At 60.0% G+C, this 18,510-nt stretch carries 20 protein-coding genes; 10 read left to right on the plus strand and 10 right to left on the minus strand.

The window, feature by feature from the left end; translation table 11 throughout:
* The first annotated feature begins 175 nt into the window (after positions 1–175).
* The 3 genes from IB254_RS21940 to IB254_RS21950 all read left to right on the plus strand — a co-directional run bounded on the left by IB254_RS21940 (position 176) and on the right by IB254_RS21950 (position 2,904).
* Positions 176–1,390: an SfnB family sulfur acquisition oxidoreductase gene (locus IB254_RS21940; RefSeq protein ID WP_192419413.1), complete on the plus strand. Its 1,215-nt coding sequence runs from the start codon at positions 176–178 to the stop codon at positions 1,388–1,390.
* A 2-nt stretch (positions 1,391–1,392) separates the two neighbouring features.
* Positions 1,393–2,058 carry a methionine ABC transporter permease gene (locus IB254_RS21945; RefSeq protein ID WP_008032624.1) on the plus strand — a complete coding sequence of 222 codons (666 nt, stop codon included), beginning with the start codon at positions 1,393–1,395 and terminating at the stop codon, positions 2,056–2,058.
* Between the two features lie 75 nt (positions 2,059–2,133).
* A complete protein-coding gene (locus IB254_RS21950; RefSeq protein ID WP_008032622.1) occupies positions 2,134–2,904 on the plus strand; it encodes a MetQ/NlpA family ABC transporter substrate-binding protein in 771 nt (256 codons plus the stop codon).
* 115 nt (positions 2,905–3,019) lie between these two features.
* Here the strand turns inward: IB254_RS21950 and soxR are convergent, their stop codons facing one another.
* Positions 3,020–3,487, minus strand: a complete 468-nt coding sequence (gene soxR, locus IB254_RS21955) for a redox-sensitive transcriptional activator SoxR (protein ID WP_192419415.1) — start codon at positions 3,485–3,487, stop codon at positions 3,020–3,022.
* Positions 3,488–3,582: 95 nt separating this feature from the next.
* Here soxR and IB254_RS21960 point away from each other — a divergent pair, with 95 nt between their 5' ends.
* The gene (locus IB254_RS21960) at positions 3,583–3,948 is read left to right on the plus strand and encodes an antibiotic biosynthesis monooxygenase (RefSeq protein ID WP_192419417.1); all 366 of its coding nucleotides are present in this window, start codon (positions 3,583–3,585) and stop codon (positions 3,946–3,948) included.
* Here the strand turns inward: IB254_RS21960 and IB254_RS21965 are convergent.
* The 4 genes from IB254_RS21965 to msuE all read right to left on the minus strand — a co-directional run bounded on the left by IB254_RS21965 (position 3,945) and on the right by msuE (position 8,111).
* Positions 3,945–5,048: a sigma-54 interaction domain-containing protein gene (locus IB254_RS21965; RefSeq protein WP_008032617.1), complete on the minus strand. Its 1,104-nt coding sequence runs from the start codon at positions 5,046–5,048 to the stop codon at positions 3,945–3,947. The two genes, IB254_RS21960 and IB254_RS21965, sit on opposite strands and share 4 nt — an antisense overlap.
* A gap of 21 nt (positions 5,049–5,069) precedes the next feature.
* The gene (locus IB254_RS21970) at positions 5,070–6,257 is read right to left on the minus strand and encodes an acyl-CoA dehydrogenase family protein (RefSeq protein ID WP_032829030.1); all 1,188 of its coding nucleotides are present in this window, start codon (positions 6,255–6,257) and stop codon (positions 5,070–5,072) included.
* A 134-nt stretch (positions 6,258–6,391) separates the two neighbouring features.
* On the minus strand, positions 6,392–7,537 hold the full coding sequence (gene ssuD, locus IB254_RS21975; protein WP_008032614.1) for an FMNH2-dependent alkanesulfonate monooxygenase: 1,146 nt from the start codon (positions 7,535–7,537) through the stop codon (positions 6,392–6,394).
* A gap of 10 nt (positions 7,538–7,547) precedes the next feature.
* A complete protein-coding gene (gene msuE / locus IB254_RS21980; RefSeq protein ID WP_008032612.1) occupies positions 7,548–8,111 on the minus strand; it encodes an FMN reductase in 564 nt (187 codons plus the stop codon).
* 483 nt (positions 8,112–8,594) lie between these two features.
* Between msuE and IB254_RS21985 the strand changes: the two genes are divergently transcribed.
* The 4 genes from IB254_RS21985 (at position 8,595) to IB254_RS22000 (ending at position 12,769) form a co-directional block, all read left to right on the plus strand.
* Positions 8,595–8,864, plus strand: a complete 270-nt coding sequence (locus tag IB254_RS21985) for a hypothetical protein (protein ID WP_192419419.1) — start codon at positions 8,595–8,597, stop codon at positions 8,862–8,864.
* A gap of 98 nt (positions 8,865–8,962) precedes the next feature.
* Entirely contained in the window at positions 8,963–9,577 is a 615-nt protein-coding gene (locus IB254_RS21990) for a LysE family translocator (protein WP_008032608.1), read from the plus strand.
* A 161-nt stretch (positions 9,578–9,738) separates the two neighbouring features.
* A complete protein-coding gene (locus IB254_RS21995; protein WP_192419421.1) occupies positions 9,739–10,896 on the plus strand; it encodes a cysteine desulfurase family protein in 1,158 nt (385 codons plus the stop codon).
* Positions 10,897–10,960: 64 nt separating this feature from the next.
* Complete coding sequence (locus IB254_RS22000) at positions 10,961–12,769, plus strand: aminopeptidase P family protein (RefSeq protein ID WP_192419423.1); 1,809 nt, start codon at positions 10,961–10,963, stop codon at positions 12,767–12,769.
* On the opposite strand, the gene IB254_RS22005 is transcribed toward IB254_RS22000, so the two are convergent.
* On the minus strand, positions 12,762–13,670 hold the full coding sequence (locus tag IB254_RS22005; RefSeq protein WP_318653021.1) for a LysR family transcriptional regulator: 909 nt from the start codon (positions 13,668–13,670) through the stop codon (positions 12,762–12,764). The two genes, IB254_RS22000 and IB254_RS22005, sit on opposite strands and share 8 nt — an antisense overlap.
* Before the next feature lie 117 nt (positions 13,671–13,787).
* On the opposite strand from IB254_RS22005, the gene IB254_RS22010 reads away from it, so the two are divergent.
* Positions 13,788–14,786, plus strand: a complete 999-nt coding sequence (locus tag IB254_RS22010; protein ID WP_192419425.1) for a zinc-dependent alcohol dehydrogenase family protein — start codon at positions 13,788–13,790, stop codon at positions 14,784–14,786.
* On the opposite strand, the gene IB254_RS22015 is transcribed toward IB254_RS22010, so the two are convergent.
* A complete protein-coding gene (locus IB254_RS22015; protein ID WP_008032600.1) occupies positions 14,783–15,373 on the minus strand; it encodes a 2-hydroxychromene-2-carboxylate isomerase in 591 nt (196 codons plus the stop codon). The genes IB254_RS22010 and IB254_RS22015 overlap by 4 nt on opposite strands.
* 36 nt (positions 15,374–15,409) lie before the next feature.
* Positions 15,410–16,138, minus strand: coding sequence for an SDR family oxidoreductase (locus IB254_RS22020; protein WP_192419427.1), 729 nt, complete (start codon positions 16,136–16,138; stop codon positions 15,410–15,412).
* 92 nt (positions 16,139–16,230) lie between these two features.
* On the opposite strand from IB254_RS22020, the gene IB254_RS22025 reads away from it, so the two are divergent.
* Complete coding sequence (locus tag IB254_RS22025; RefSeq protein WP_192419437.1) at positions 16,231–16,791, plus strand: TetR/AcrR family transcriptional regulator; 561 nt, start codon at positions 16,231–16,233, stop codon at positions 16,789–16,791.
* A 9-nt stretch (positions 16,792–16,800) separates the two neighbouring features.
* On the opposite strand, the gene IB254_RS22030 is transcribed toward IB254_RS22025, so the two are convergent.
* Both IB254_RS22030 and rhtA read right to left on the minus strand, forming a co-directional pair.
* Complete coding sequence (locus IB254_RS22030; RefSeq protein WP_192419429.1) at positions 16,801–17,082, minus strand: hypothetical protein; 282 nt, start codon at positions 17,080–17,082, stop codon at positions 16,801–16,803.
* 169 nt (positions 17,083–17,251) lie between these two features.
* Positions 17,252–18,139: a threonine/homoserine exporter RhtA gene (rhtA, locus tag IB254_RS22035; protein WP_008043004.1), complete on the minus strand. Its 888-nt coding sequence runs from the start codon at positions 18,137–18,139 to the stop codon at positions 17,252–17,254.
* Positions 18,140–18,510 lie beyond the last annotated feature (371 nt).

The raw sequence follows: 18,510 nt of genomic DNA on the forward strand, positions 1-18,510 counted from the left end.
TGCCCGACGAGCAGCAGCGCCACTGTTTGGCCATAAACAGTGAAGCAGCAGAATGCTCGGGTTTCTCACTGAATAACCGTTGAAACCCCCCGAAACTGCCCGAAAACACGGGGCCGGGCGGTCAGGCACAGAAGCTGCAATGTCCTCCGGTAAACACTGTTGCCAAGAGACTTGTATGCCTGAATCTGCCGTTTATCCGATCAACCCGCCGGCCGCCCATCGGATCGCCGATGAAGCCGAAGCCTTGCGTGTGGCCGAGCGCGTCGCCGCGGTCTTGCTGGAACAGGACGCCGAGCGCGACCGTACGCGCCAGGTGCCCGCCGAGATCGTCGACCTGTATTCCAACAGTGGCTTGTGGGGCATCAGCGTGCCAAAGGAGTTTGGTGGCGCGCAGGTGTCCTACGCGGTGCTGGCGCAGGTCATTGCGATCATCTCGGCGGCCGATCCGTCGCTGGGGCAGATCCCGCAAAACCACTATTGCCTGCTGGAAGATATCCGCCTGCAAGGCACGCCCGAGCAGCAGGCACATTTTTTCGGCCTGGCGCTGCAAGGGCTTCGCTTTGCCAATGCGTTGTCGGAAACCGGCGGCAAAAACGTGCAGGACATTCAGGCGACCATTCGCCGTTATGGCGACGGGCATGTGATCAACGGTCGCAAGGGTTATTGCACCGGTTCGCTCTACGCCCATTGGCTGGCGGTGCTGGCGCTGGATGAAGAGCAGAAGGGCCAGTTGTCCTTCGTCGAACGCGGCACCCCAGGGCTGGTGATCGTCGACGACTGGGACAGCATCGGTCAGCGCACCACGTCCAGCGGCACGGTGCTGGCCGAGGACCTGCACGTCCCGGCATTCAATGTGTTCCCGACGTATCGTTCCTATGAAAGCCCGACCCTGGCCGGCCCGTTCGCGCAATTGACCACCGCCGCCATCGACGCCGGCATCGCCCGCGCAGCGCTGCGTGACACCATCGCGTTCGTGCAGCAATTCGCCCGGCCGTGGATCGATGCAGGTGTGGAAAAGGCCAGTGAAGATCCGCTGACCATCATTCAGGTCGGTGGCCTGGAGATTCGCCTGGAAGCTGCCGAAGCCTTGCTGGAACGCGCCGGTTGGGCGCTGGATGCGGCGCGCCCGGCACCCGACGAAGACAACGTCGCCCGGGCGTCCCTCGCGGTGGCCAAAGCCAAAGTGCTGACCACTGAAATCGCCATCGAAGCCACCAACAAACTGTTCGAACTCGGTGGCACCCGTTCGACCCTGAAGAAGCACAACTTCGACCGGCACTGGCGCAATGCACGGGTGCATACCCTGCATGACCCGGTGCGCTGGAAGTACCACGTGGTCGGCAACTGGCTGCTCAACGGCGTCAAACCGCCGCGTCACGACTGGTCCTGATCATGGCCGAATGGTTCAAAAACATTTACTGGGCCGACATCGGCCAGGCCTGTCTCGACACCTTGAGCATGCTTGGCGCCGCCCTCGGTTTTACTGTGCTGCTGGGATTGCCGCTGGGGGTGGTGCTGTTCCTCACCGGCAAGCGCCAGTTGCACGAAGCCATCGGCGTTTACCGGGTGTTGTCGGTGATCGTGAACATGCTGCGTTCGCTGCCGTTCATCATTTTGCTGATTGTGTTGATTCCGTTGACCACGCTGCTGGTCGGCACTTCGCTGGGCGTGCCGGGGACCATTCCGCCGCTGGTGGTTGGTTGCACGCCGTTCTTCGCGCGGCTGGTGGAAACCGCTTTGCGCGAAGTCGATCGCGGCGTCGTGGAAGCGACCCAGGCCATGGGCGGCACCACCTGGCAAATCATCCGCCACACCTTGTTGCCTGAGGCTCGTGGCGGGTTGCTGGCGGCGGTCACTGTCACCGCCATCGTGCTGGTGGATTACACGGCGATGGCCGGGGTGATTGGCGGCGGAGGCCTGGGCGACCTGGCGATCCGCTACGGCTACCAGCGTTTTCAAACCGACGTGATGGTGGTCACCGTGGTGCTTTTGCTGATCCTGGTCCAGGCCCTGCAAATGACCGGCGACCGATTGGTGGCGCGCTACAGCCGACGATAAACATTCGACTCAACAAAAAAACTCAGGCCTCACGTCCGCCCCACGACGGCCACTCAATCTGCCTAGGAGCACAACATGAAAAAGACCCTGGCCATTCTGGCTGCCCTTGTGTCGTTGAGCGTTCACGCCAACGAAAAACTCACCGTCGGTGCCACGCCGGTACCGCACGCGGAGATCCTCGAGTTCGTCAAACCCACCCTGGCCAAGGAAGGCGTGGACCTGGACATCAAGGTCTTCACTGACTTCATCCAGCCCAACCAGCAGCTTGCACTGAAGAACCTCGACGCCAACTATTACCAGTACCGGCCGTTTCTCGATGACTACAACAAGACCCGTCACACCGATCTGGTGCCGGTGGTCGGTGTGCACATCGAACCGTTCGGGGCCTATTCGACCAAGATCAAAAACATCGCCGAACTGAAGGATGGCGCCACCGTTTCCATCCCCAACGACCCAGTGAACACTGGCCGCGCACTGGTGCTGCTGCACGAGGCCGGGCTGATCAAACTCAAGGATCCGAGCAACACCCTGGCGACTCAGCGCGACATCGCCGAAAACCCGAAGCATTTGAAAATTCGTGAACTGGAAGGTGCGTTGCTGGCGCGTTCGGTGAGTCAGGTGGACCTGGCGTTCGTGTTTGCCAACTACGCACTGGAAGCGGGGATCGACACCAACAGCGCGTTGATCGTCGAGAAGGGCAAGAGCCTGTACATCGAATTCCTGGTGGCCCGCCCGGACAACATCAACGACCCGGGTTTGCAGAAACTGGCCAAAGCGTTGAATTCCGATGAAGTGCGGCAGTTCATCTTGACCCGCTACAAAGGGCAGATTGCGCCGGGCTTCTGATCTTCGGCCATTTTGAGGACGCCATCGCTGGCAAGCCAGCTCCTACAGGGGGCGCGTGTTATTCGAAAACTACGCAAATCCTGTAGGAGCCGGCTTGCCGGCGATGGCCGCGCCGCTATTTCGGATCTGTCCCAGATTCCAACAGCTGCGCCCCCGGCCCCCGATCCCCCAACACATCACCAAAATTACGCAACGGACACGCCTCCATCGACAAACACCCACAGCCGATGCAGCCGTTGAGCGTGTCCCGCAGCAAGGTCAACTGATTGATCCGCTCATCCAGCTCCCGGCGCCATTGCGCCGACAACACCTTCCAGTCCGCCGCCGTCGGCGCGCGGTTATCCGGTAGGGTTTTCAACGCCTCGCCAATCTCCGCCAGCGGAACCCCCAAGCGCTGCGCCACTTTGATCAACGCCACCCGCCGCAACACTTCCCGTGGATAACGTCGCTGGTTGCCCTGATTGCGCGTGCTTTTGATCAAACCCCGGGATTCATAAAAATGCAGCGCCGTGACCGCCACGCCGCTGCGGGCGGCGACCTGGCCGACGGTGAGCTCTTTATGCAGTTGTTGCGAGGTGATCATGTGAAAAATGTCCCTTGACCTCTAGTTAACTCGAGGTTTTACCCTGCAGGCCTTCGGATCGCAAGATCCGGCTTACACGTCAGTGGGGACTCTTCATGCAAGCGCCAGAGAAAAATCGCAGCTTCACCCAATTGATCGAATTCGAGATCGAACCCCATCAACAGCCCGCCCTGGTGTCGGCGCTGTCGTTACAGACCGAACGCCTGGCCCAGCGTTACAGCGGTTTTCTCAGTGCGAGCATCCAGGCCAGCGACGATGGCCGGCGGGTGCTCAATTACCTGCAATGGCAATCGCGCGAGGCGGGGGAAGCCGCGTTTCAGGGTTTTGAAAGCGGCGAGCAGGACTTCTGGCAACTGATCCGCGCCCATCAGGCGAAAACCGTGACGTTCGGCTCGTTCCAGGTGCTGCACAGCCTGGAACGCAGCCATGACAACGCGCTGCATTGCAATCTAGTTAGCTAAATCGACAGCTGCATCAAGCGCTCGCCCTGCACGTTTTCCGTGGGCCGGCGCTTGTTCACCGCCAGCTCACCGATCTTGATCAGGCGCGTGCGGGTGACGTTGCGGCTCAAGCCCAGCAGTGCGGCGGTGTGCACCTGGTTGTAATGGCTGAAACGGTAAGCCGCGCGCAGCAAGGCGTCCTCGACTTTCTCGTGCAGCGCGCCGGCCTGTTCCTCGAACAGCTTTTGAAACGCCCTGTCGAGCAAGGCTTCCGGTGAATCGTCGAGCTGGCTGTGATAGTCGTCCTGACGCTCGATGCGCATGTTCGACAGGCGCAGGTCATCGCGCTCGATCACGCCATTACGGCAGATCAGCAAGGTGTGGTGAATGACGTTTTCCAGCTCGCGGATGTTGCCCGGCCAACTGTAACTGCGCAGTTTCAGTTCGGCTTCCTTGCTGATGGTGATGGTGCCGTAGCCGAGGCGCTGACTGTAGGCTTCGACGAAGTGACGGGTCAGCGGCAGGATGTCGCCGGGGCGATCACGCAGCGGGCTCAGTTCCAGGCTGACCACATCGAGGCGGTAATACAGGTCCTCGCGGAAATGCCCGGCGTTGATGGCTTTTTCCAGTTGCACGTTGGTTGCCGCCAGCACGCGCACGTTGATCGGAATGCTTTTGCGCGAGCCCAGGCGCACCACTTCGCGCTCCTGCAACACCCGCAGCAACTTCACCTGAATCGCCATCGGCAGATCACCGATTTCATCGAGGAACAAGGTGCCGCCGTCGGCCTCTTCGAACCAGCCGGCCTTGGCGCTCAAGGCACCGGTGAACGCGCCTTTTTCGTGGCCGAACAACTCGGCCTCGACCAGGGATTCGGAGAACGCGCCGCAGTTCACCGCTACAAACGGGCGGTTGCGTCGGGCGCTGAGGTTGTGGATATGCCGCGCCACCAGCTCCTTGCCGGTGCCGGTTTCGCCGATGATCAGCACGCTGGCTTCACTCGGCGCGACCTGTTGCAAATGCGCGAGCAAGGCCTGGGATTTCGGGTCTTCGAATACTTGCGCGGTGGCGCGGATCGACGTGGCCAGGGCGGGCGAGGGCGGTAAGGTCAGCAGTTGCATGGGGCAGGCTCCATGAGAAGGCTATGAATAGAAAGTCGGAATCGGCAGGGACTGGTTCAACGCCCAGTCGCCCAGTTCATGGAGTTTGTAATCCACCGGGTCGTGCAGGGTTTGCGTGCGCAGGTTGCGCCAGTGGCGGTCCAGGCGCAGCGAGGCGTGAGTTGAGCGCGCGCCGGTCACTTCGAACAGCCGGCTACAGAGTTCGAGGCCGTTGCGCGTGGCGGCGACCTTGGCCGTGGCAATCGCGGTGGCGAGGTGTCCACGTTCTTCGGCGCTGAGGTTCGGGCCTTTCGCCCAGGCCTTGTCGAGCAGGTCGGCGGCGCGTTCCACCAGCAAACGAACGCCTTCGAGCGCGACCCAGAATTCGCCGTAATGGCCGAGCACATAGGGGTCCTGACGCACATCCTGAGCGCTGGATTTATGCCATGGGCGGGTTTCGGTGAGGGTGTATTGCCGCGCCTCTTCAAAGGCACCTTCGGCGATGCCGAGGAACATGTGCGTAAAAGTAAGCTGCGCGATCAATGGCCGCAGGCAGGCGAACGGTGTGCTCAGCGGACCCGGGTCGAGCAGTAACTCCGATTCTTCGACCCGCACCCGTTCGAACGAAGCGCTGCCGCTGTCGGTCTGGCGCTGGCCCATGTTGTTCCAGTCGTTGTGCAGGGTGATGCCGCTGCGGCCGCTGGGGATGGCCGCGATCAACAGCTTGCCGCCGGCGCTTTCATCCACTGCCGAGGCGATCAGCATTTCCGAATCGCTGGCGCCGGAGCAGAAACTTTTCTTGCCGGAAAACTCGCGCCAGCCACCGAGTTTTTTCACCACGGTGCGGGTATCGAGCGGGTTGAGGGCATTGCCCCAGAACCAGTTCTTGCGCGCGGTCTGTTCGAACCACGGCTGCCACTGCTCGGGTCGGGCGAACAGGCGCACGGTGGCGAGCATCAGGTGATGAAAACCGAAGACGTGGGCAATCGAACTGTCGACCTTGGCGAACTCGCGCACGATGGTCAGGGTTTCACTCCAGCTGGCGCCGAGGCCGCCGTACTGGGTGGGAATGCTCAACGCGAGCAGACCGCTTTGGCGCAGGGCGTCACGCTCGGCTTTCGGCGTACCGCCACGTTCGTCGCGCTCGACCGCGGTCAAGGCAAACTCGGCGGCCAACTGGCGGGCGGTTTGCAGGGGGGATAACAGGGCGCTTAGCGGCTTGGCAGTCACGCGGGGTTCCTCAATAAATTCAACACCGTCCCCTGTAGGAGCAAGCTTGCTCGCGATGAACGATGACGCGGTCCAACAGGAAAACCGCGGTGACTGCATCGCGAGCAAGCTTGCTCCTACAAGGGCAGGGTGGGTCAGGCTGTGGCTTTGGCGGGCAGTACATCATTGGCGATCATTTCGCCAAACGGCCCGGTGAGGTTGGTCACGCCACGCCCCGCCAGGCTCGCGTACGGTTCAGGCAACAGCGGGAACACCAACTCGGCAAAGCGATACGCCTCTTCAAGGTGCGGATAACCGGAGAAGATAAAGCTCTCGATCCCCAGGTCCGCGTATTCCTTGATCCGCGCCGCCACTTGCTGCGGGTCACCCACCAGCGCCGTGCCGGCACCGCCGCGCACCAGGCCGACACCGGCCCACAGGTTGGGGGCGATTTCCAGGTTGTCGCGACGTCCGTCATGCAACGCCGCCATGCGCCGCTGGCCTTCGGAGTCGAAGCGTGAGAACGATTTTTGTGCCGCAGCGATGGTCTCGTCGCTGATGTGTTCGATCAGTTTGTCGGCGGCTTTCCACGCCTCTTCGGCCGTCTCGCGAACGATCACGTGCAAGCGAATCCCGAACTTCACCGTGCGCCCGTTGCGTGCTGCGCGCTCACGCACATCAGCGAGTTTTTCCGCGACGGCGGCCGGTGGTTCGCCCCAGGTCAGGTAGACATCGACCTGCTCGGCGGCGAGTTCATGGGCGGCTTCAGAGGAGCCACCGAAGTACAACGGTGGATAGGGTTTCTGCACGGGCGGATAAAGGGCCTTGGCGTTCTGCACTTGCAGGTGTTTGCCTTCGAAATCCACCGCTTCGCCTTGCAGCACGCGACGCCAGATCTGCAGGAATTCGTCGGTGACTTCATAACGCTCGCTGTGGTCGAGGAAGATCCCGTCGCCACGGTTTTCGTCCGGGTCGCCACCGGTGACCACGTTGATCAGCAAGCGGCCATTGGACAGACGATCCAGTGTCGCGGCCATGCGCGCCGAGACGGTTGGCGAAATAATCCCCGGACGAATCGCCACCAGATAACGCAGGCGTTCGGTCAACGGCACCAGCGCTGAAGCGATGACCCAGGAATCCTCGCAGGAACGCCCGGTGGGAATCAGCACGCCGTGGTAGCCGAGGCTGTCGGCGGCCTGCGCGACTTGTTTCAGATAGTTGAGCGTCACCGGGCGAGCGCCCTGGGTGGTGCCCAGGTAATGGCCATCGCCGTGGGTCGGCAGAAACCAGAAAACATCCATGAAAAGATCCTTAAGCGATTTTCAGCAGATTTTTGGGGTGCACGCCGAACAACGGCGCGGCGCGTTCTGCAGCAAGACGAATGCGGGCCTTCAAGGGCTCACTGGTTATTTGGTAATTGGCGAAATCGGCTTCGGTGGCGTAGACGCCGATCGGCAAGGTCAGCGCCTGGAAGAAACTGAACAGCGGGCGCAACTGGTGATCGAGCACCAGCGCATGCCGTTCGCTGCCACCGGTGGCGGCGAGCAGCACCGGCGTATTGATCAGCGCGTTCAAGTCGATCAGGTCGAAGAGGTGTTTAAGCAGGCCCGGATAGGAGCCGCGATAAACCGGCGCGGCGACGATCAGCAGGTCAGCGTTTTCGATGGCTTGCAGCTCGGCTTCGATGTCGGCGCTCAGTTCCTGGCGCGACAGGGCCGCGCCCAGTGGCCGGGCGATGTCGCCCAGTTCGATCAGCTTGCTCTCGATCGGCAATTGCCCGGCCAGTTCGGCCAACAGCGCCTGGGTCAGCACCAACGTGCGGGACGGACGCCAGGTACCGCCGGAGAGGGCAACGACTTTCAATGGACGCGACATGATCAGTTCCTTTTTAAACAGTTGCTCAGCGAGCAGTGAGTAGTCACAGGGCTTGAGCAAGAGCTGTACCAATCCTTCGAGCCCACGATTTACGTGGCTTGCAGCGCATTGATGACTGCGTGCTGTTCGATTTTAAGGACTGTTTGTTGAATGACTGTTGCCTGGCAAACAGTTGCGTGGGCAACAGTTGTGTAAGGCGATGGGGTTGTTATAAAGGCTGTTTGTTATTCCTCAAAAAGATCATTGCAGGATATTTATAGATCATTAGGAAATATGTACGTCCCTTGTAGGAGCCGGCTTGCCGGCGATGAGGCCCGAGAGTCATACGGTGTTCTTACGGTCGTCATCGCCGGCAAGCCGGCTCCTACAAGGTGGGGTAATTCGGCTTCAATACCCACTATCGAGAGCGTTGATTTCTGCCCATCCAAAGGCGCGAGTAGCCTGTGTTCATTGCCCCGAACCCAGATGCCAGGACGCCAGACCATGAAACCTCTACTCGCCACTTTCCTGCTGCTCGCCGTCTCCGTTCTCGCCGGATGTGCCAGCCATGTATCCCCGGAACTGCGGCCCTACACCGCCGAGGAAACCCGTGAACTGGCACTGGAATCGCTGAATCGTCGCGGTTTGTCTTTCGATGAATACCACGCGAAAAAAGCTGAATTGCTCGGTCTGCCACAGAAATCCTTCAGCTTCGACAAACAAGGCGAAATGAACGCCGAGCGCACTGTTCAACTGCACGGTCGCCCAAGCTGAACGACTGTACTGCTCGAAGTTTCACCCAACTGTCCATGGGTTTCCCGGCAGGCGTGCGATAGGGTCAATACCTGAATGACCCTGACGGACTGCCACCAATGACGCTCTCGCTCGATCTGCTGCTGGGTTTCGCCCTGTTCGCTCTCGTTACCTCGATCACCCCCGGCCCGAACAACACGATGTTGCTGGCATCGGGCGTGAACTTCGGCTTTAACCGCACCATCCCCCACATGCTTGGTATCACCTGCGGGTTCTTCGTCCTGGTCGTCGCGGTGGGTTTTGGTCTGGGCGCAGTGTTTCAAAGCTATCCGTTGCTCTACACCGTGCTGCGCTACGTTGGCGCGGCGTATTTGTTGTACCTGGCGTGGAAAATCGCGCATTCCGGTCCGGTATCCGACGGCGAGAACGGTGAAAGCAAACCGATCAGCTACCTCGGCGCGGCCGCATTCCAGTGGGTCAACCCCAAGGCCTGGATCATGGCCATCGGTGCCATCAGCACCTACACGCCGATGCAGGGCTATTTCACCAACGTCATCGTGATTGCGGCGGTTTTCGCCCTGATCAACCTGCCGAGCGTCGGCGTCTGGGCCGCGTGCGGCACGCTGCTGCGCAACGTGCTCAAGGACCGCCGCTGGTTGCGCGTGTTCAATTGGGGCATGGCCGCGTTGTTGGTGGTTTCGCTGTATCCGTTGATGCTGGAAAGCTTTAGCTGACGCATTGCTTCAACCGGTTGCCCGATGCCTGTTAAGCTCGACTTCAGGAGCGTTCCTACGCACTTTCAAGTGAAGTCGTACTTTCTTAACGCATCCGATCAGGTATTGCTGGCGCACGGGTTGCCAACACCTGATCCCGGAACAAGCTCTGCGAGTCTTTTATGAATAAACGTCCGTTGTATTTCGACTACGCCGCCACCACGCCGGTGGACGAGCGGGTCATCAAGGTCATGGTCGAGTGTCTGGGGTTTGCCGGGAACTTCGGCAATCCTGCGTCCAGCTCCCATGCATTCGGCCAACAGGCCCGGCAATCGGTCGAGCAGGCACGGCAGCAAGTCGCCCAACTGGTGGGGGCGCAAGCCGACCAGATCGTCTGGACCTCCGGCGCCACCGAATCGAATAACCTCGCCCTCAAGGGCGTGGCCCAGGCTCGCGGGGTGTCCGGCGGGCACATCATCACCAGCCAGATCGAACACAAGGCGATTCTCGACACCGCAAGGCAATTGCAGGATGCCGGTGTTGCCGTGACGTATCTGGTGCCCGACGCGCAAGGTCTGATCACCCCGCAAGCGGTCAGCGAAGCGATGCGCGAGGACACCTTTCTGGTGTCGCTGATGCTGGTCAACAACGAGTTGGGCACAGTCAATGACATCGCCGCCATCGGCGAGGTTGTGCGGGCCCGCGAGGCGTTGTTCCATGTCGATGCGGCCCAGGGCGCGGGGAAAGTGGCCATCGACCTGGCGCGATTGCTGGTGGACCTGATGTCGTTTTCGGCGCACAAGATCTACGGTCCCAAAGGCATCGGCGCGCTGTATGTCGGGCCTCGCGCGCAACAGCGTTTGCAGGCGCAGATTCACGGGGGCGGCCATGAAGGCGGCTTGCGTTCCGGGACCCTGGCGACTCACCAGATTGCCGCCATGGGCGTGGCGTTCGCATTGGCCGCGCAACTGTTCGATGAAGAGAAAGCCACGATTGCGCGCCTGCGCGAGCGCTTGCTCGAACACCTGTCGGGCATACCCGGCGTTCGCCTCAACGGCAGCGCGACCCAGCGCATCCCTCATACCTTGAGCCTGACCTTCAGTGAAGGCGAGTTCAATTCCGCGGCGTTGAGCGCATCGATTGCGTTTTCTGCGACCTCGGCCTGTAATTCCGCGAGCAATGCGCCGTCCCATGTGCTACTGGCACTGGGGCATGACGCCCGCTCGGCGAGCCGCACCATTCGCTTGAGCCTGGGGCGTTTCACGACCGAGCAGGACATCGACCAGGCGGCACAACTGATTAAAGCGGCCTGCGCCAGTGCCCCGGCATTCTGGCAATAAGGCCTCAAGTGCCGACGTTGATCGGCACTCAACAATAATGATGAAGTGATTAGCAGGAGACATGATGAGTACGCAGCCTTCGATCAATGGATCGGTGCCCGAGCGCCTGGCGCACACCCGCGAGCTGATGAGCCGGGAGGGCATTCACGCCTTGCTGGTGCCGTCGGCCGATCCGCACCTGTCGGAATACCTGCCGGGCTACTGGCAAGGACGGCAATGGCTGTCGGGCTTTCATGGCTCGGTGGGCACGCTGATCGTCACGCCGGATTTCGCCGGCGTCTGGGCCGACAGCCGTTATTGGGAGCAAGCGACCAAGGAACTCAAAGGCAGCGGCATCGAACTGGTCAAGCTGCAACCGGGTCAACCCAGCCCGCTGGACTGGCTGGCCGAGCAAACCCCTGAAGGCGGCGTCGTCGCGGTAGACGGTGCGGTGATGGCCGTGGCCTCGGCACGTACGTTGGGTAGCAAGCTCGAAGAGCGCGGCGCCCGTCTGCGCACCGACATCGATCTGTTGAGCGAAGTCTGGAGCGATCGCCCGACGCTGCCGAACGAGCCGGTCTATCAGCACCTGCCGCCTCAGGCGACGGTCAGCCGTGGCGAAAAACTCGCCAACCTGCGCGAAGTGTTGAAAGAGCGTGGCGCCGATTGGCATTTCATTGCCACCCTCGACGACATCGCCTGGCTGTTCAACCTGCGCGGCGGCGATGTGTCGTTCAACCCGGTGTTTGTCTCTTTCGCCTTGATCAGCCAACAACAGGCAACCCTGTTCGTGGCCTTGAGCAAAGTCAGTGCCGAGCTGCGCGCGATCCTCGAACAGGACGGCGTGACCCTGCGCGATTACAGCGAAGTGGCCGACGCCCTGCGCGCAGTGCCGAGCGGCGCGAGCCTGCAAGTCGATCCGGCACGCGTCACCGCCGGTTTGCTGGATAACCTGAACAGCGGCGTGAAGCTGGTCGAAGGCCTGAACCCGACGACATTGGCCAAATCGCAGAAAAGCCTGGCCGATGCCGAGCACATCCGTAAGGCCATGGAGCAGGATGGCGCGGCGCTGTGCGAATTCTTCGCCTGGCTGGAGTCGGCGTGGGGCCGCGAGCGCATCACCGAACTGACCATCGACGAACACCTGACCGCCGCGCGTACGCGTCGTCCGGATTACGTGTCGCTGAGTTTCAACACCATTGCCGCGTTCAACGCCAACGGGGCGATGCCGCATTATCACGCGACCGAAGAAGAGCACGCGGTGATCGAGGGCGACGGTCTGTTGCTGATCGACTCCGGCGGCCAATACCTGGGCGGCACCACCGACATCACGCGGATGGTGCCGGTCGGTACGCCAACCGATGAGCAGAAGCGCGATTGCACGCGAGTGCTCAAGGGCGTCATTGCGCTGTCCCGTGCGCAATTCCCTCGGGGCATTTTGTCGCCGTTGCTGGACTCCATCGCCCGTGCGCCGATCTGGGCGGAAAACGTTGATTACGGTCACGGCACCGGTCACGGCGTCGGCTATTTCCTCAACGTTCACGAAGGCCCGCAAGTGATTGCCTATCAAGCTGTTGCTGCGCCGCAAACCGCGATGCAGCCGGGCATGATCACTTCCATCGAGCCGGGCACCTACCGTCCGGGTCGCTGGGGCGTGCGGATCGAGAACCTGGTGTTGAACCGTGAAGCGGGCAAGAGCGAATTCGGTGAGTTCCTGAAATTCGAAACCCTGACCTTGTGCCCGATCGACACGCGCTGCCTGGAGCCGTCGTTGCTGACTCAGGACGAAAAGCAGTGGTTCAACGCGTATCACGCCGAAGTGCGCGAACGCTTGAGCCCGCTGGTCGACGGTGCAGCCCTTGAGTGGCTGAACACTCGAACTGCCGCTATCTGATCGGCTTGAGTTCAGGCGCTGCTTCCAGCGCCTGGCTCATGTAGTCGACAAAGGCTTTGACCCTGGCGGATTGGCGACGATTCGCCGGGGACACGGCATGCATCGGCAGTGACTGCGCGGTGTAGTCCTGCAAAATCGCAGTCACTCGCCCGGCTTTCAAGTCGTCGCTGAACAGCCACACCGGCGACAACGCAATCCCCAGTCCCCCCAGCACCATCTCGCGGATTGCCTCCGAGTTGTTGCTTTGCGCATTGCCCTTGATCCGCACCTCGTGGCGTTGATCGTTTTTCTCGAAAACCCATAAATTCTGACTGTTCAACAGATTGAACTGCAGGCAGTTGTGCCCGCCCAGTTCTGCCGGCGTGTGCGGTTGGCCGTGTTTTTTGAGGTAGGCCGGCGCTGCGACAGTTACGCGGTGGGTGGTGCCGATGTGACGGGCGATCAGGCCGCTGTCATTCAGTTCGCCAATTCTGAAGGTGACGTCCAGTCCTTCGCTGACCAGGTCCTGGTTTTGATCACTCAGTTGCAGGTCGATTTCTATGTCGGGATGGCGCTCAAGGAATTGCGCCAGGCGCGGGGCAATCTGCAAACGCCCGAAGCTGACCGAGGAGCCGATGCGCAGGTGACCGGCAATGCGCTCCCTGCCGGACTGGAAACTGTGCTCGGCCGCATCGACGGCCGCGAGGATTTGTCGACATTCGTTGTAGTACCGCTGGCCTTCATCCGTCAGGGAAAGCTGGCGGGTGCTGCGGGCAATCAGTTTTCCGCCCAGCCCGGTCTCCAGCGCCTTGAGTACTTTGCTGATGGTGGGCTGGCTGGTCTGCATCTCTCGGGCAACGGCAGAAAAGCTGCCGCGTTCGACGACCCTTACGAAGATCGCCATTGCATTGAGTTTGTCCACGGGGAGTTCTCATTGATGCCGGATAGGCATGGTTACTATAGCTATTTGGCGTCTTATCAGCATGAGTCGGTTGGCCGAAGATTTATCCCACAGCCACCTCTGACGGAAATATGCGAAATGACTGACTCACTTGAAATGCGCGCTCTGATTGTCGACTCGGCCAACGCGCCGCTACGCTTGGTTTCCATTCAACGACCGGTGCCTGAAGCAGGGCAGGTATTGGTCCGGATCAAAGCCAGCGGGGTAAATCCACTGGACGGGAAAATCCGTTCGGGCCAGGCCGCCCATGCACGTCAGTCATTGCCGGCGGTGTTGGGCATTGATCTGGCGGGAACCATCGAGGCGTTGGGGGAGGGGGTCAGTGGATGGCTACCGGGCGATGAGGTTTATGCCATGGCCACCGGCATTGGCGGGGCGCAGGGTTCGTTGGCGGAGTACGCAGCAATCGATGCCAGACTGCTGGCGCGCAAGCCAGGCAATTTGAGTATGCGTGAGGCGGCGGGGTTGCCGTTGGTGTTGATTACGGCGTGGGAAGGGTTAGTGGACCGGGCGCGGGTGCGTGCGGGGCAGAAGGTGCTGATTCATGGCGGTGCGGGTGGTGTGGGGCATGTGGCGGTGCAAATAGCCCGCGCCTTCGGTGCCCAGGTGTTTGCCACCGGTTCTGCCAGGCATCAGGCAATCATCGAAGGCTTCGGTGCGACGTTTATCGACTATCGCCAGTCTTCGGTCGAGGAATATGTAGCGCAACACACGGATGGGGAGGGCTTCGATATCGTCTACGACACGGTGGGCGGTGAGACCCTGGATGCGTCATTCAAGGCTGTACGGGTTTATCACGGTCATGTGTTGAGTTGCCTCGGTTGGGGGCAGCACAGTTTGGCGCCGCTCTCGTTTCGTGGCGCAACCTATTCCGGCGTATTTACGTTATTGCCGTTACTCACCGGCGTGGGGCGCGAGCGTCACGGGGAGATTCTTCGTGAGGCGGCTCTCTTGATCGAGGCGGGCAAGCTGAAGCCGTTAATGGATCCTCGGGCGTTCACTCTGCAAACCGCCGAGGCCGCCCATGAGCTGCAGTTTTGCGGAGCGGCTCAGGGGCGGTTGGTCATCGAGATTTAACGCAGGGCTTCAATGACGAAGTCCAGTCGATCCTGGCCGAAGAACAGCTGGTTATCGATGAACATGCTGGGGGCGCCGAACACGCCGCGTTGCACCGCTTTCTCGGTGTTGTCCTTGAGCGCGGCCTTGACGTCTTCATCGGCGGTCAGGGCCAGCACTTCGTTGGGGTCAAAGCCGTTCTGCGTCAAAACTGACGCGACGGTCGCCGGGTCATCGAGGCTGCGTCCCTCGACCCAAAGCGCTTTAAACAGGCAGTCGATGAATGCCTGAAAGCGTTCGGGATGGCGTAACTGCATGCCAGTGACGGCGCGCATCAGCATCAATGTATTAATGGGAAAGTGCGGATTGAACTTCAGTGGCACGCCATAACGTTTGGCGTAGCGGTCCAGGTCCTGAAACATATAGAGGCCCTTGGCCGGAATGGTCGCGGGGGAAGCGTTGCCGGTGGCTTTGAAAACGCCGCCCAGCAGCATCGGGATGTAGACCAGTCGGCTGTCTGTCTGCTCGCAGATTTTCGGCAGTTGGGTATAGGCCAGGTAGGTGGCAGGGCTGCCGAGGTCGAAGTAGAACTCAACGGTTTTGCTCATGTTCAATGCGCTCTGTTTATTGTTATTGGGGGAGGCTTACCAGCGTTCGCTCCAGGGGCGCAGGTCCAGCTCGAAGGTCCAGGCGTCACGGGGCTGACTGTGCAGGTACCAGTAGTTTTCGGCGATGTGTTCGGGATTGAGGATGCCATCCTGATCCTTGGTGGCGTACTTCTCGGGAAAGGTGTCGCGGATAAAGTCGGTGTCGATAGCGCCGTCGACGACGACGTGGGCAACGTGAATGTTCATCGGCCCCAGTTCGCGGGCCATGCTTTGAGCCAGTGCGCGAATGCCGTGCTTGGCACCGGCGAATGCTGCGAATCCGGCGGCACCCCGCAGGCCGGCAGTCGCGCCGGTAAACAGAATCGTGCCCCGCTGACGCTTGGCCATGCGCTTGGCCACTTCACGGGCATTGAGAAAGCCTGAGAAACAGGCCATTTCCCAAATCTTGAAATACTTGCGAGCGGTTTCTTCGAGAATGCTGCACGGCACATTTGCGCCGATGTTGAACACAAATGCTTCGATGGGACCGATCTGGCTTTCAATCTGCTCGACCAGCGCAATCACGTCCTCTTCCTTGCGCGCATCACAGGCAAAACCATGGGCTTCACCGCCCTCGGCCTTGATGGTGTCCACCAATGGCTGGAGTTTGTCCGCACTGCGCCGGGTGACACAGGCGACAAATCCTTCTTCAGCAAAACGTTTGGCAATAGCTCCACCAGTAGCATCACCGGCGCCGACAACCAGTACGACCTTCTTATTATTCATGGGCTGCTCTCTTTGCTAAACGATCGTTAACTAAACGAACGTTATGCTACGATTCGGCAGGCGTCAAGATGATCAATACTGAGGGCAAGGCAATGCGTTACTCGGCCAATCACAAACTGGAAACCAAACAGAAGCTGCTGGAAAGCAGTGCGTTGTCGGCGAAGAAGTCGGGTTTCGCAACAGTCGGTGTCGACGCCTTGATGAAGGCAATCGGCTTGAGTGGTGGGGCTTTCTACAGCCACTTTTCGTCGAAGGATGAGCTGTTCGCTTCAATTGTCGAGCGTGAGCTGGTTCAAAGTCTGGAACGATTGGGGGCGGATCAGGATCGTGATAGGCTCGAGCGCTGCCTGAAGCATTATTTGAGCATGTCCCATGTCGAACACCCGGAGTCGGGTTGCGCCTTGCCGGCATTGGGCGCCGAAATAGCCCGTTCAGACGTGCTGGTCCGGCAGCAGGCGGAGAACTGGATTTGTCGGCTACAAGAGAGTTGGTCGCGGATTCTGGAGAGCGACAGCCTGGCATGGGCGATTCTGTCGCAATGCATCGGTGCGTTGGTTGTGGCGCGAATGCTCGCCACCCCTGACATCCAGCGCACGGTACTGAAGTCCAGTTACGATGAGATCAGCCGTCAGATCGCCGGTCCGCGGACCTGAAGTGACGGCCTATTTGCAGATGACGATCATGCTGCGGCTGGTATAGCCGGCCGGGTTGAGACCAAACGGATAATCGCCAGGTTCTTCCACGCCATCCCCTGATTTTGCGATGACCTTGTATCCCTTGGGCGCACAGGAGTTGGCTGCGCTGGTGTAGCACTTGTCCCAGGATGACGACAGCCCGGAACAGTTGATATGCAATCCTTTCTTGCCACGTTTGGTATGAGTTTCCGAAGTCGCCGCGCAGCCCGCAACTGCAAGTACGGCGATCAGTATCAAAATTCGTTTCATTGCTGTCCTTATAGCGTCCCCGGATCTTTGCGCCCGGGTCTGGCCGTGTTCGCTTTAGCTTGAAGCGTTCTTATATCCCTATCGTGAAAAATCCATGTCTGACACTGGGTTACGGGCCTAAACATGGCCTAATTGCGCGGTAAATACCAGACCTTCGTCAAATCCTGTATTAATCCGCGGCAACCGCAGGTTTGGCGGCACCGCCCATGGTCATGGTCGCGCCGACGGAAGCCAGAATGATGCAGATGATAGCCATCCACTGTGACAGTGAGAGGTATTCATGGAGGAACAACAGACCTGACAGGGCACCGATCGCAGGTTCAATACTCATCAGCGTGCCGAAGGTGCGGGCTGGCATTCGGGTCAGGGCGACCATCTCCAGCGTATAGGGCAGGGCAGTGGACAACAGGGCGACGCCGATCGCTATGGGAATCAGTGATGGCGTCAGCAGCGCGGCGCCGGCATGCACAATACCGATAGGCGCTACGAACAGTGCGGCAATCATGACGCCCAGTGCAGCAGTCTGTACGCCATTGTCTGCACCGGCCTTCTGGCCGAATAGAATGTACAAGGCCCAGCAGACTCCGGCCCCCAAGGCATAACCCGCACCGACCAGATCGATACCGGCAGTCGTGGCTCCCGTGGGTATCAATAACAGCAACCCGATGGCGGCCAGTGCGATCCATAAAAAGTCGATCGCGCGACGTGAGGCATAAATAGCGACCGCCAGCGGCCCGGTGAACTCCAGCGCTACCGCGATTCCCAATGGGACTGTGCGTAGGGACATATAGAAGAGGAAGTTCATGCCGCCGAGTGCCATCCCGTAGACAATGACCGTGCGCAAGGATTTCGCGGTGAGCTTCGCACGCCATGGGCGCAGCAGTATCAGCATGATTACGCTGGCGAAAATCAACCGCAGGGTCGTTGTCCCCTGCGCACCGATAACCGGGAACATGCTTTTGGCCAGGGAGGCTCCGGACTGGATCGACGCCATGGCTATCAATAGCAGGCCAACCGAGAACAGGGTCGAGGCAAGGCTGCGGGGGTGGTCATTCATTGCGTGGCATCGTCCAAGGCAGGAAACGAACGTATTGTTCTAGTGTTGGGCAATATACTGCGCATTCAAGGTGTTCGCGTCTATATATAAGCAGTGATTTTGAGCATCCTGATAGAAAGGCTAAATTAGGGGTTGACGGCAGATTCTGGAAGTCTATAATTCGCCCCACTTCCGGCGCAGTCGAAACGGAAAACTCCTTGGTAAACAAAGAGTTACGCAGTTTTCGACAGCGAGTTGCTTCAGCTCATCGAAGCCCAGAAGGAGTTGAAAGAGCGGTGTTGTGTGGCTCTTTTGACGGTTCGATCTTCTCGGTCGAAAGCGGAGAAAAAGAGGTGTTGACAGCAGCGAGTAACGCTGTAGAATTCGCCTCC

Source organism: Pseudomonas sp. PDM03, from assembly GCF_014852385.1.
GTDB classification, from domain to species: Bacteria; Pseudomonadota; Gammaproteobacteria; order Pseudomonadales; family Pseudomonadaceae; genus Aquipseudomonas; species Aquipseudomonas migulae.